Here is a 12,262-nt window from a genome sequence, read left to right as displayed (position 1 = left end):
AAAGACCTCGTTTTGATTTGATGGATGCCCGGATCAAGTCCGGGCATGACAAGAGAAACAAGTCCGGGAAATGTACTCATGACAATCAGGTTTGACGGACGCGTCGCCATCGTCACCGGCGCGGGGAATGGTCTTGGCCGTGCGCATGCGCTCGAGCTTGCAAGCCGCGGCGCCAAGGTCGTGGTCAACGATTTCGGTGGCGGGCGCGACGGCACCGGCGGTTCGCTGACGCCGGCAGAAGCCGTGGTCGAGGAGATCCGCAAAGCGGGTGGCGTCGCGATGGCCGATGGCGCCGATGTCTCCAGTTTCGAACAGGTGCAGGCGATGGTCGATTGTGCCACGGCGGAGTGGGGCAGCGTAGATTTGTTGTGCGCCAATGCCGGCATCCTGCGCGACAAGTCGTTCGCCAAGATGGAAATCGCCGATTTCGCCAAGGTGCTGGACGTGCACCTCAACGGTACGTTTTATTGCTGCAAGGCGGTGTGGGGCGGCATGCGCGAACGAAACTACGGCCGCATCGTCGTCACGACGTCGTCGTCCGGCCTGTTCGGGAATTTCGGCCAGGCCAACTACGGCGCGGCGAAGGCCGGCATTGTCGGCCTCATGAACGTGCTGGCGGAGGAGGGCCGCAAGAACGATATCCGCGTCAACACGATTTCACCGACGGCGGCGACGCGGATGACGGAAGAGCTGTTGCCGCCACAGGCGCTTGAACTGATGAAGCCCGAGGCGATTACGCCGGCCGTGCTCTATCTGCTGGGTGAAGACGCGCCGACCCGCACCATCATGGGCGCGGGCGCAGGCTCCTTTGCCGTGATCAAGGTCGTGGAGACCGAAGGCATCAACTTTCCGCCAAGCGAATGGACACCGGAGACCATCGCGGCGCATTTCGCAGAGATCGGCGACATGTCGACCGCGAGGGCACTGGAAAACGCTTTTCAGCAGACCAACAAATATGTCGGTCAGGCCGCGGCACGGGCTGGTGTGAAGCTGTAGATTACTGTTCTCCGCAATCCGTCCCGAACTCGCCCGTCATGGGCCGGGCTTGACCCGGCCATCCACGAAGGCCACAGCAGGAAAGGCGGAGATGCCCGGATCATAGGCAAGCGGAAGCGACGCCGTTCTTCGACCGGCTAAGTCCGGGCATGACGACCTTTTACTGATCGGACGTTGAATGTCTTCAGCCACTGTTGACGTCGCCATCATCGGCGCGGGGCCGGCCGGTTTGATGGCGGCAGAAGTGTTGGCGCAAGGTGGCGTCGAAGTCACCGTCTATGATGCCATGCCGTCGGTTGGTCGGAAATTCCTGATGGCGGGCCGCGGCGGGCTTAACCTCACGCATAGCGAGCCGTTAACGGCATTTCTGGCGCGATATCGCGAAGCCGCGCCGAAATTGGCCACGTGCATTGAAGCTTTTCCGCCCGAACGTCTGCGGGCGTGGTGCGAGGAGCTGGGACAACCGACCTTCGTCGGGAGCAGCGGACGCATATTCCCGAAAGCCTTGAAGGCCTCGCCGTTGCTACGGGCCTGGCTTCGGAAACTCGACACGATGGGCGTGTCATTTTCGCTGCGTCATCGCTGGACCGGCTGCGACGACAGCGGGCGCTTGCGGTTTCAGACGCCGGCGGGAGAAAGCGCCGTTGAGGCCCGCGCGACCGTGCTGGCGCTGGGCGGCGCGAGCTGGCCACGATTGGGGTCGGACGGTGGATGGGTAGAAACGCTTCATGCCAGCGGCGTGAAGGTCTCGGCACTCAAGCCGGCTAACTGCGGCTTCGAGGTTGGATGGTCAGACATCTTTCGCGAGCGCTTTGAGGGCGCTCCCCTGAAGGGAATTGCGCTGTCGTTTGCCGGGCGCAGCGTTCGCGGAGAGGCCATGATCACGCGCGAGGGCATCGAGGGTGGGGCGGTCTATGCGTTGTCCGCCGAGCTGCGTGACGCCATTCTGGCATCGGGGCAGGCGACGTTGCATATCGCGCTCCGGCCGGACGTGGCGTCAGATGATCTCGTCACGCGCCTGTCGGCGCCGCGCGGCAAGCAGACGTTGTCAAACTGGCTGCGCAAGGCCGCAGCATTATCGCCGGTCGCGATCGGCTTGTTGCAAGAGGCGGCGATCAATTCGAGGACGCCGCTTGCGTCATTGCCGGTGGAAAAACTTGCCGCGCTAATCAACGCAGTGCCGATCCAGCTCACCGGCATCGCTTGGATTGCGAGAGCGATCTCGAGTGCAGGCGGCGTCGCATTCGACGAACTCGATGCCGATTTCATGCTGCGTCGTTTACCCGGCGTGTTTGCCGCGGGCGAAATGCTCGATTGGGAAGCGCCGACCGGCGGCTATCTGTTGCAGGCCTGTTTTGCGACAGGTGTTGCGGCTGGGCGAGGAGCACTGAAGTGTCTTGTGGGCTGACGGTTATGTCGCCGCGCTTACGGACAAAGCGAGGCATTCTTCCAGAATGACCCGAAGCCGATCGGTGATCGGCCGTTTTAACTCCGTTGCCGACCGGCAGAGCGATACGCGGAAGGGCGGTAAGTCCGGAAGGCCGTGTTCGCTGTCCAGGATCGCGAGTCCCGCCGGCACTGCAGCAGGCGTTCGGACCGCGATGCCCAGATCGAGCTTCACCGCGCTCCAGAGATCGGGAAGCGTGTTACTGACATAGCCGATCGACCAATCGATGCCGGCGTGTTCCAGCGACGCGATGGCTGCGGCGCGAAAGAAACACGGCGGATCGAACGCGGCCAGCCGAAGCGGTTGATGTTTTTTCAGACCGTAATCGTCACGCCCGATCCACGCCATCGGAAGGTCGGCAGACCACACCGCGTTTTCAGGTCTCTTCGCCGAAAACACGATAGCGAGATCGATCTGGTCGTCTGCAAGCCGGCTCAACAGGATGGCGCTTCGCCCCTCGACAACTTTCAATGTTGCGGATGGATGGCTGCGCCGAAATCCTTCGATCACCGCGGGCAACCATGTTTCCGTTACATCGTGCGGAACACCGAGCGTGACCGTTCCGCCGGTCGAGCTTTCCGACGCAGCTGACAACGCCTCATCGTTCAGATCGAGTAACCGCCGCGCATATTCGACCAGCCGCGAGCCCGCGCCCGTAAGCGTCATTTGCTTTCCCGCACGCAAGAAAACCGGCTCACCGATCTGCTCTTCGAGCCGCTTCAGTTGCAGGCTGACCGCGGATTCCGAGCGTCCAACTTTCCGTGCCGCGCCGGCGAAACTTCCGGTTTCGACCGCCGCGAGCAGAGTGCGCATAACAGCCAGGTCGAGCGTCTGCATGTGATCTCCGGTTTTGCTCAAGTCACGGCTACAGAATTACTCGTTTTACACGGCGTAATCCACGGGCGAAGAAGGTCACGGAACGGCACTCACTGAATATTGACGAAACGGGAGACAAATCGATGAAACAAACGTTGATAGCCGTCGGGGCATTATCAGCCATTTCGGCGGCAGCTATCGCCGAAGACTTTCCGCCCTTGCAGCGTGTTCCGGTACTGGAAGAGGCGATTCCATCGAGCAATCCGCCCGTCAAGCTGGTTCGTGGTGCGCGTATCCGGTTTGCCCCGCGGCAGCCGACGGGTCTTCATCGTCATCCGATTTCGGTTGCCGGCGTGGTCACCGCCGGCAGCTTCATCTTCAAGAGAGAGGGGGAGCCTGAGAAGGTCATCAAGACGGGCGACAGTTTCTTCGAGCCGGCTGGTGTCACCACCGAGCGGTTCGATAATGCATCTGCAACCGAGCCTGCCGAGCTTATCGCCTTCTATATCACCGATACAAAGGATCGACCGCTGATCGAAATGCTGGGTTCGAAGTAAATTGTGCTGGATTCCTTGCTGGGCGCGTCGCGCCGGAAGATCCTTCCTCGCAGCGTAGAGCGTCTTTCAGCACTCGCGCGCAGCTAGCGCAGTTTCCCCCGCGCCTCGACCTTCAGCGTGCCGAGGATCTCCTCGCCGCGCACCATCACCACCTCGTCCATCATGTTGACGACGACGCAGACGTGGTTGGGGATGATCCGCACGACATCGCCGACTTCCGGCCTCGTGTTGCTGCGGGTGAGATCGAGGAAGCCGTGCTCCTCGGCGAATTTCGCGATCCTGGCTTCGGGGTGTTCGAGGATCAGGCCGTGGCCGTCGAGCCCGCTGCCGGTATCTGATGTCAGCGTTTTCGAGCCCGCATCGAGAATGCCGCGATCGGGACCGGCGCGGCTGACCACGGTGGAATAGATATTGAGCGCGCAGTCGTTCCAGGTCGCGACATCGGCGCCGACCTGCATGCGGTCGTTATAGATGTAGGTGCCGGGTCGATGCTCGGTCGCGCCCCTGAGCTTGCCGAGATTCTTCAGGTTCGGCGAGCCGCCGGTCGAGACCATCGATGCATCGAGGCCATGCGCGCGGACGCCGGCCAGCGCCTCGTCATAGAATTTCTGCGCTTCCGTCCAGCCGGTCTCGGTCGGGTAGAGCATGAAGCCCGCAAAGACGAGACCCTTGGAATCGGCAATCTGCCGCGCCAGCGCAATCGCCTCCGTTGGTGTTTCGACGCCGGCGCGTTTGCGCCCCGTGTCGCATTCGACCACGACCGAGAGCGGAAGGCCTGAAGCCGCTGCCGCCTGCATCAGGCTTGCCACAACGGTCGGATTGTCGGCCGCGACCGTCATGTGGGCCTTGGCCTGCAACGCGCCGAGGCGCGCCATCTTCTCTTCGCCCAGGAGATTGTAGCTGATCAGGATGTCGTCGATGCCAGCAGCCGCCATGATTTCGGCTTCGCCGATCTTCTGGCAGGTAATGCCTTTGGCGCCGGCCGCGATCTGGAGTTTCGCGAGTATCGGGCTCTTGTGGGTCTTGATGTGCGGGCGGTTGGCGACGCCGGCCGCGTCGCAAGCCTTCTGCACGCGTGCGATGTTGCGCTCGACCCGGTCCATGTCGATCACGGCAACGGGCGTGCCGTATTCGCGGGCGATTTTGGCGGCGAGGGGAGTTGTCATTTCTTGTTTCTCCAACCAACGATGTTGCCGTTTTCACCTCCCCTTCAAAGGGGGAGGTCGGCGCGCTCGGCCGCAATTTTTAAGCGGCTGAGCGAGACGGGAGGGGGGGTCAATTCCATCTGCGTGCGTCCGACCCCCACCCCAACCCTCCCCCTTGCAGGGGGAGGGGAGGGAGAAGACACTCAGGCCTGTTCTATCTCTTCACGTAGCACTTCAAGTTCCAGCCATTTGTCCTCGGCTTCCTGCAACTCTTTCTGCGCCTTGGTCAGGGCATCAGAGGCCTGGTCAAATTTCTTGCGATCCTTCTTGTAGAGATCGGGATCGTCAAGATGCCGTTGCTGTTTGGCGATTTCGGCCTGCAGCTTGGCGATGGTCTTCGGCAGGGTTTCGAGCGCGTGCTTTTCATTGAAATTGAGCCGGCGCTTCGGCGCGCTCGAAGACGTGTCCGTCGAGGCGGTCTTCTTGCGCTCGATCGCCGCCGCCTTGGCTTCGCGCTTCAGGTCCACCCCGCGCTGGGCCAGCATGTCGGAATAGCCGCCGGCATATTCGATCCACTTGCCGTCGCCTTCGGGCACGATCACGGACGTGACGACGCGGTCGAGGAAGTCGCGGTCGTGGCTGATCAGGATCACCGTTCCCTCATAGTCGCCGAGCATGTCCTCGAGCACGTCGAGGGTTTCAAGGTCGAGGTCGTTGGTCGGCTCGTCCAGCACCAGGAGATTGGAAGGTTTTGCCAGCGCCCGCGCCAGCATCAACCGGCCGCGCTCGCCACCAGATAAGGCTTCCAGCGGCGTGCGCCTTTGTTCTTCGCCGAACAGAAAGTCCTTCATGTAGCCGATGACATGTTTTGGCTTGCCGCTGACCATGACGTGGTCGCCACGTCCGCCCGTCAAGGCCTCGGCCAGTGTCGATTTCGGATCGAGGCTTTCGCGATGCTGGTCCAGCGTCGCCATTTCGATATTGGCGCCGAAACGGATGCTGCCGGTGTCGGGCGGATTGGCGCCGGTGAGCATTTCGATCAGGGTGGTCTTGCCGGCGCCGTTGGGGCCGACGATGCCGATGCGGTCGCCGCGCTGAATGCGGATCGAGAAGTCGTCGACGATCTTGCGATCGCCATAGCTGCGGCCGATGTTTTTTGCCTCGATGACCAGTTTGCCGGATTTATCCGCCTCAGTGGCGGCGAGATTGGCGTTGCCCGTCGTGCCGCGATAGTCGCGCCGCTGCTGCCTCAACGCATGCAGATCGCCGAGCCGTTTGACGTTGCGCTTGCGGCGGCCTGAAACGCCGTAACGCAGCCAGTGTTCTTCATTGACGATCTTGCGGTCGAGCTTGTGCTGCTCGCGCTCCTCCTCGGCCAGTACCTCGTCGCGCCAGGCCTCGAAGCCCGCAAAGCCGCGATCGATCTGCCTGATCTTGCCGCGGTCGAGCCAGGCGGTGGCACGCGACAAATTGGAAAGGAATCGGCGATCATGGCTGATGATGACCAGCGCGCTGCGGCGGCCATCGAGTTCGCTTTCCAGCCATTCGATCGTGGTGAGGTCAAGGTGGTTGGTCGGCTCGTCCAGAAGCAGAATGTCGGGCGACGGCGCCAGCACCCGCGCAAGCGCCGCGCGGCGCGCCTCGCCGCCGGACAGATGCGCGGGGTCCTCATCGCCGCGAAGGCCGAGCTGTTCCAGCACATAGCGCGCCGGATAGCGGTCATCGCCGGGTCCGAGCCCTGCTTCGACATAAGCGAGCGTGGTGTTAAAGCCTGCGAAATCCGGCTCCTGAGGCAGATAGCGGACAGTGGCGCCGGGTTGCACAAAACGACTGCCGCTATCGGGCTCGACCAGACCCGCGGCAATCTTCAACAGCGTCGATTTGCCGGAGCCGTTGCGGCCGATCAGACAGACGCGCTCCTGGGCCGACACCGACAGTTCGACGGCTGACAATAACGGCGTGCCGCCGAAGGTCAGCGCGATGTCTTTCAACTGGATCAGCGGCGGGGCCATGATGTCTCGGTTCAACCTTGAGGGGGTGCGGGCGCGTCGGCGCGCCGGCGCTGGATGCGGCGGATGGTCTGGTCTAGCGCGGCAAGAAACGTCGAACGGTCGCGGGCGGCGAACGATTTTGGCCCGCCGGTGACTTCGCCCGACGAACGCAGGTCGGTCATAAGATTGCGCACCGCCAGCGTCATCCCGATCGATTGCTCGGTGAACGGCTTGCCGTTCGGCGCGATCACCTCGGCGCCGGCCTTCACACAGCGGCTGGCGAGCGGGATATCCGACGTGATGACGATGTCGCCCTGGCCAGCGCGACCCGCGATCCAGTCATCGGCGGCGTCCATCGCCGACCCTGCCGCAATCCGCTCGATCATCGGATCCTGCGGCACCCGGATGAACTGTCCGGCGACAACGCTCACGGCAAGCCCGTGCCGCGCCGCGACCCGGTAAATCTCGTCTTTGACTGGGCAGGCGTCGGCATCGACATAGATGCGGGTGGGATTTGGGGGCGTTGTCATTGTTGATTGAATAGATAGGAACCGGTCGCAGGGTTTGCGATGCGCGTGTAGCCCATCGGCCACCAAAAGGCGACCCTTGAAGCTCCTTGCCGAGCCCCTTGGAGACCCTTGATATGGATTTCCCTTGGCGTACCATCGGCCGCGAAATCCAAAGTCAAAAAGGGATGGGGCTATGGCTGGCCTAATCGAAACCTATCGTGTTGAGGCCTATAACACCGCCAAATTGTCCGAAAACAGGATGCATGACGATACGGTGGCGCGCCGTTTCGGCTTCAGCGGCGGTCTCGTTCCCGGCGTCGACGTCATGGCCTACATGATGCATGTTCCGGTCGCAAAATGGGGCCGTGCCTTCCTCGAACGCGGCCTGATCGAGGCGCGCTTCGTCAAGCCGGTCTATGACGGCGAAATCACCGATATCAGGGGTGCGGAAAACGATGGCGTGATTGCGATCGAGGTCGAAAGCCGTGGCGAACTCTGCGCGACCGGAACCGCGTCGCTTCCTGCGGCCGCACCTCGCCTCTCGATCGCCGATTACCCGGAAACCGCGCCGGTGTCGGAACGCAAGCCGGTCAGCGTCACCTCCTATGAGGCCGGCCAATGGCTGGGCTCGATGCCGCGCACATGGGCCGATGAGGCGGCGGATGAATATCTGGGCGAGGTGCGCGAGCACGATCCCGTCTACGCGCGCGAAGGGCTCGGCCATCCCGGATTGCTGCAGCGGGTGATGAACAAGGTGCTGGTCGACAACGCGATCCTGGGCCCGTGGATTCACGTCGGCAGCCGGATGCAGTTGTTGAACGCCGCGCGCCGCGGCGATGAAATAATCGCGCGGGCGAAAGTCACCGGCAATTACGAGAAGAAGGGCCATCGCTTCGTTGAGCTCGATGCACTCGTTGTCGGCAATGGCACGACGCCGCTGGCGCATTGTCATCATATCGCGATCTATCAGCCGCGCGAGCAGGCGGCGGCGTAGGCGTCAGCGAAGGCGCGACACCTTCCTACGTCATGCCCGCGCTTGTCGCGGGCATCCACGTCTTCCTTTTTGTGGCGCCAAGACGTGGATGGCCGGGTCAAGCCCGGCCATGACGAGTGGAGGAATAACGCTCCCTCACGCCGCCTTCGTCTTCGCATCCCGAATGGCGCGCCAGACGCGCTCCGTTGTCAGCGGCATGTCGATATGGGTGATACCGAGCTCCGAGAGCGCATCCAGCACCGCATTGGTCAGCGTCGAGAGCGAGCCGGCGCAGCCGGCTTCGCCGCAGCCTTTGGTGCCGAGCGGATTCGATTTGGCCGGCACCGGATGATCGCCGATTTGCATCAAGGGGATGTCTTCGGCGCGCGGCAGCGCATAGTCCATGAACGAACCCGTAATCGGCTGGCCGTTGGCGTCGTAGCTGACGCATTCCATGAAGGCCTGTCCGATGCCCTGCGCGACGCCGCCGTGCAGCTGACCCGCGACGAGCATCGGGTTGACGACGGTGCCGAAATCGTTGACGCCGGTGTAGCGCACGATTTCCACGACGCCGGTTTCGGGATCGATCTCGACCTCGGCGACATGGCAGCCATTGGGGAAGGTCGAAGGCACCGGCCCGCTCGTATGATCGACGTCGAGCGAGGAGGGCACGTCTTCCGGCATCTGGCCTTCGCGCACGCGCTTTGCAAGCTCCATGATGTCGATCGAGCGGTCGGTGCCGGCGATGGTGAACTGGCCGCCCGCAAATTCGATGTCGCCTTCGGCGGCTTCCATCAGGTGCGCGGCGGCGCGCTTGCCCTTTTCGACGATGAGCTGTGAGGCTTCGACGATCGCCATGCCGCTTGCCGTAATCGAGCGCGAACCGCCGGTGCCGTTGCCGGTATGCACGAGGTCGCTGTCGCCCTGTTCGAGTGTGATGCGCTCGAAGGGCACGCCGAGATGGGTTGCGAGCACCTGTGCAAATGGCGTCGCGTGACCTTGCCCGTAGTCGAGCGTGCCGGTGATGATCTTCACCGAGCCGTCGTCCTCGAACACGATCTTGCCGAGTTCGACATTGGGCGGCGCGGTGACTTCGAGGTAGGAGCCGACCGCGATCCCCCGCAGCTTGCCGCGCTTGCGGCTCTCCTTCCTGCGCTTGGCAAAATTGGCGTGGTCGGAGATATCCAGCGCCTTGTCGAACACGCCCTGAAAATCGCCGCTGTCATAGGTGACGCCGGAGGAGGCGGCAAAGGGCATCTGCGCAGGCTTGATGAAATTGCGCTTGCGGAGCGTCAGCCGGTTGATGCCCATCTCGTCGGCGGCGCGATCGATCAGCCGCTCCATGAAATAGTTGGCCTCGGGCCGCCCGGCGCCGCGATAGGCGCCCATCAGCGTGGTGTTGGTCAGCACGGTCTTGATGTCGACCGTCATCGCCGGCGTCCGGTAGACGCTGCCGAGATTCTTGCCGATGTTCAGCGACAACGGTTGTGGGGCGACACCGGTAATGTAGGCGCCGAGATTGCCGTAGCCGGAAATCTTGACCGCCAGGAACTTGCCTTCCGCATCGAGCGCGAGCTCGCAATGGACCTTCTGGGCGCGGCCGTGGCTGTCCGACAGAAAGCTGGTCGAGCGCTCGTCGGTCCATTTCACAGGCCGTCCCAACGCCTTTGCCGCGTGCAGGATGCAGATATATTCGGGATAATTGATATTCTTCATGCCGAACGAACCGCCGACATTGGCGGTCAGCAAATGCACTTTATCGTTCGGCACTTTCAGGATGTTCTTGGCGAGACCGACGCGGTTGGCGGCAACGCCCTGGGTCGGAACCTGAATCGTAAAGCGTTCGCTTGGCTTGTCATAGGAGGCGAGCGCGGCGCGCGGTTCCATCGCCACCACCGCGACGCGGGTGTTGAGGATGTCGAGTCTGGTGACATGCGCCGCATTCTTGAACGCTTGCTCCACCTTCTCGGTATCGCCGAAGTGATAATCGAGCGCGACGTTGTCGGGGATGTGATCGTAAAGCTGCGGCGCGCCGGGCTGGGCCGCTTCCTCGGGGTCGGTGACCGACGGCAGCGGATCGATGTCGACCTCGACCGCCTCGGCGGCATCGCGGGCCTGCACGAGCGTTTCGGCGACAACAAACGCGACCGGATCGCCGACATAGCGCACCTTGTCGGTCATCAGCGCGGTGCGATTGGTTTGATGGAGCGGCGTGCCGTCGCGGCTCTTCAGCGGCAACGCACAGGTGAAGGGGCCATAGCCGGCGGCGACCAGATCGGTTCCGGTCCACACGCCGAGCACGCCGGGCATGGCTTTGGCGGCTGAGGTGTCGATCCCGCGCAGCACGCCATGGGCGTGGCTGGAGCGCACGATCCAGGCATAGGCCTGCCCGGGAAGCTGGAAATCGTCGGTATATTTGCCCTTGCCGCGGACGAGCGTGTCGTCCTCCTTGCGGCGGACCGGCTGCCCCACCCCGTATTTTTGCAGTGCAATAGCGTTTTCCAGCGAACCGGGGGAGGTATGATCTTGCATTGAAAAACCTGAAAATGGCCGGTTTTCCTGAAGTTTTTCCGGCCTTCACCCCAATAGACCACGCTTTTGGCGGCGACAACGTCTGTTTGGGTATGATGCCATGTAGGGTTGCTGCACCGCCCTTGCCACCATTCTTGCCACTGCTAGAGTCGTTTCCGAAACAGACATTCCTCGTCGGCCCTTCATGGCCGGGGAAAGACATTTGGATGACGGACGATACGCGAGCGCGCGACGACGCGGCGTCGCGCGGTAGCTCGGTAATACCGGTCGCGGCCGATGCCGCGGAGGCAAAGCTGGTTCCCGGCGCCGAGGTCTATGCGGCGCTGGATCTTGGCACCAATAACTGCCGCCTTTTGATCGCTTGCCCGACCGAAGACGGCTTTCGCGTGGTCGATTCGTTTTCACGGATCATTCGCCTCGGCGAAGGCATTTCGGCCACCGGCTGCATCAGCGACGCCGCGATCGATCGCGCGATTGCCGCCTTGAGCGTTTGCCGCGACAAGATCAAATCGCGAAAGGCCAGGCGTTTGCGGCTGATCGCAACCGAAGCCTGCCGGGCCGCTTCGAATGCCGAAGGCTTTCGCAAACGCGTCGCCGCCGAAACCGGCATCCGGCTCGAAGTCATCGACCGCGAGACCGAGGCGGCGCTGGCGGTGATCGGCTGCTCGCCGCTGATCGATCCCTTGGGGCGCGGCGCCATCCTGTTCGATATCGGCGGCGGATCGAGCGAACTGGTGCGGATCGAGCGCGATCCGCAGGCGGGTGCCACGCCGCGCATCAAGGCCTGGATGTCGATCCCGCTCGGCGTGGTCACGCTGGCCGAGCATTTCGGCGGCCGTGATGTCACCGCGCAATCCTATGCCGCCATGATCGCCGAAGTCGCCAAGCACGTCGAGCCATTCGCGGCCGAACACAGCGGCGATCTTGCGGGCATGCATCTGCTCGGCACCTCCGGCACGGTGACGACGCTCGCCGGCATTCATCTCAATCTGCACCGCTACGACCGGCGGCGGGTCGACGGAATCTGGATGAACGATGCGGACATCACCGCGACCATCGCGCGCCTGTTGCGCATGAGCTATCAGGAGCGCGCCGCCAATCACTGCATCAGCGCAGAGCGCGCCGATCTGGTGCTGGCGGGCTGCGCCATACTCGATGCCATCCGCAACGCCTTCCCGCTGCCGCGGCTGCGCGTCGCGGACCGCGGCTTGCGCGAGGGCATGCTGGTGGAAATGATGCGCGAGGACGGCGCGCTAAGTTCACGTTAAAATGTCATTCCGGGGCGCATCGAAGATG

At 62.8% G+C, this 12,262-nt stretch carries 10 protein-coding genes; 5 read left to right on the top strand and 5 right to left on the bottom strand.

The window, feature by feature from the left end:
• Positions 1-78 precede the first annotated feature (78 nt).
• Both ABSE61_RS19840 and ABSE61_RS19835 read left to right on the top strand, forming a co-directional pair.
• The gene (locus tag ABSE61_RS19840; RefSeq protein WP_423872833.1) at positions 79-996 is read left to right on the top strand and encodes an SDR family NAD(P)-dependent oxidoreductase; all 918 of its coding nucleotides are present in this window, start codon (positions 79-81) and stop codon (positions 994-996) included.
• Between the two features lie 178 nt (positions 997-1,174).
• Positions 1,175-2,404, top strand: coding sequence for a BaiN/RdsA family NAD(P)/FAD-dependent oxidoreductase (locus tag ABSE61_RS19835; RefSeq protein ID WP_423872832.1), 1,230 nt, complete (start codon positions 1,175-1,177; stop codon positions 2,402-2,404).
• Between the two features lie 3 nt (positions 2,405-2,407).
• Here ABSE61_RS19835 and ABSE61_RS19830 read toward each other — a convergent pair whose 3' ends face one another.
• Positions 2,408-3,280, bottom strand: coding sequence for a LysR substrate-binding domain-containing protein (locus ABSE61_RS19830; RefSeq protein WP_423872831.1), 873 nt, complete (start codon positions 3,278-3,280; stop codon positions 2,408-2,410).
• A gap of 122 nt (positions 3,281-3,402) precedes the next feature.
• Between ABSE61_RS19830 and ABSE61_RS19825 the strand changes: the two genes are divergently transcribed.
• The gene (locus tag ABSE61_RS19825; protein ID WP_423872830.1) at positions 3,403-3,816 is read left to right on the top strand and encodes a cupin domain-containing protein; all 414 of its coding nucleotides are present in this window, start codon (positions 3,403-3,405) and stop codon (positions 3,814-3,816) included.
• 83 nt (positions 3,817-3,899) lie between these two features.
• On the opposite strand, the gene ABSE61_RS19820 is transcribed toward ABSE61_RS19825, so the two are convergent.
• The 3 genes from ABSE61_RS19820 to ABSE61_RS19810 all read right to left on the bottom strand — a co-directional run bounded on the left by ABSE61_RS19820 (position 3,900) and on the right by ABSE61_RS19810 (position 7,482).
• A complete protein-coding gene (locus ABSE61_RS19820; RefSeq protein ID WP_423872829.1) occupies positions 3,900-4,982 on the bottom strand; it encodes a D-TA family PLP-dependent enzyme in 1,083 nt (360 codons plus the stop codon).
• A gap of 182 nt (positions 4,983-5,164) precedes the next feature.
• Positions 5,165-6,973 (bottom strand): ABC-F family ATP-binding cassette domain-containing protein, encoded by a 1,809-nt coding sequence (locus tag ABSE61_RS19815; RefSeq protein WP_423872828.1) that lies wholly within the window; start codon positions 6,971-6,973, stop codon positions 5,165-5,167.
• Between the two features lie 11 nt (positions 6,974-6,984).
• Entirely contained in the window at positions 6,985-7,482 is a 498-nt protein-coding gene (locus ABSE61_RS19810) for a YaiI/YqxD family protein (protein WP_423872827.1), read from the bottom strand.
• Positions 7,483-7,654: 172 nt separating this feature from the next.
• Here ABSE61_RS19810 and ABSE61_RS19805 point away from each other — a divergent pair, with 172 nt between their 5' ends.
• Complete coding sequence (locus ABSE61_RS19805; RefSeq protein ID WP_423872826.1) at positions 7,655-8,455, top strand: hypothetical protein; 801 nt, start codon at positions 7,655-7,657, stop codon at positions 8,453-8,455.
• 135 nt (positions 8,456-8,590) lie between these two features.
• Here the strand turns inward: ABSE61_RS19805 and ABSE61_RS19800 are convergent, their stop codons facing one another.
• Positions 8,591-10,966 carry a xanthine dehydrogenase family protein molybdopterin-binding subunit gene (locus tag ABSE61_RS19800; protein ID WP_423872825.1) on the bottom strand — a complete coding sequence of 792 codons (2,376 nt, stop codon included), beginning with the start codon at positions 10,964-10,966 and terminating at the stop codon, positions 8,591-8,593.
• A gap of 206 nt (positions 10,967-11,172) precedes the next feature.
• On the opposite strand from ABSE61_RS19800, the gene ABSE61_RS19795 reads away from it, so the two are divergent.
• Positions 11,173-12,234, top strand: coding sequence for a Ppx/GppA phosphatase family protein (locus ABSE61_RS19795; RefSeq protein WP_423872824.1), 1,062 nt, complete (start codon positions 11,173-11,175; stop codon positions 12,232-12,234).
• Positions 12,235-12,262: the final 28 nt, after the last annotated feature.

Origin of the sequence: Bradyrhizobium sp., assembly GCF_049519115.1 — a bacterium.
GTDB lineage: Bacteria > Pseudomonadota > Alphaproteobacteria > Rhizobiales > Xanthobacteraceae > Bradyrhizobium.
The sequence above is the reverse complement of the archived record's forward strand: the minus strand, read 5'-3'. Positions and strand labels throughout refer to the sequence as shown.

Coding starts and splice junctions, on each gene's coding strand:
- ABSE61_RS19840 (WP_423872833.1), top strand. CDS start 79: ATGACAATCAGGTTTGACGGACGCGTCGCCATCGTCACCGGCGCGGGG.
- ABSE61_RS19835 (WP_423872832.1), top strand. CDS start 1,175: ATGTCTTCAGCCACTGTTGACGTCGCCATCATCGGCGCGGGGCCGGCC.
- ABSE61_RS19830 (WP_423872831.1), bottom strand. CDS start 3,280: ATGCAGACGCTCGACCTGGCTGTTATGCGCACTCTGCTCGCGGCGGTC.
- ABSE61_RS19825 (WP_423872830.1), top strand. CDS start 3,403: ATGAAACAAACGTTGATAGCCGTCGGGGCATTATCAGCCATTTCGGCG.
- ABSE61_RS19820 (WP_423872829.1), bottom strand. CDS start 4,982: ATGACAACTCCCCTCGCCGCCAAAATCGCCCGCGAATACGGCACGCCC.
- ABSE61_RS19815 (WP_423872828.1), bottom strand. CDS start 6,973: ATGGCCCCGCCGCTGATCCAGTTGAAAGACATCGCGCTGACCTTCGGC.
- ABSE61_RS19810 (WP_423872827.1), bottom strand. CDS start 7,482: ATGACAACGCCCCCAAATCCCACCCGCATCTATGTCGATGCCGACGCC.
- ABSE61_RS19805 (WP_423872826.1), top strand. CDS start 7,655: ATGGCTGGCCTAATCGAAACCTATCGTGTTGAGGCCTATAACACCGCC.
- ABSE61_RS19800 (WP_423872825.1), bottom strand. CDS start 10,966: ATGCAAGATCATACCTCCCCCGGTTCGCTGGAAAACGCTATTGCACTG.
- ABSE61_RS19795 (WP_423872824.1), top strand. CDS start 11,173: ATGACGGACGATACGCGAGCGCGCGACGACGCGGCGTCGCGCGGTAGC.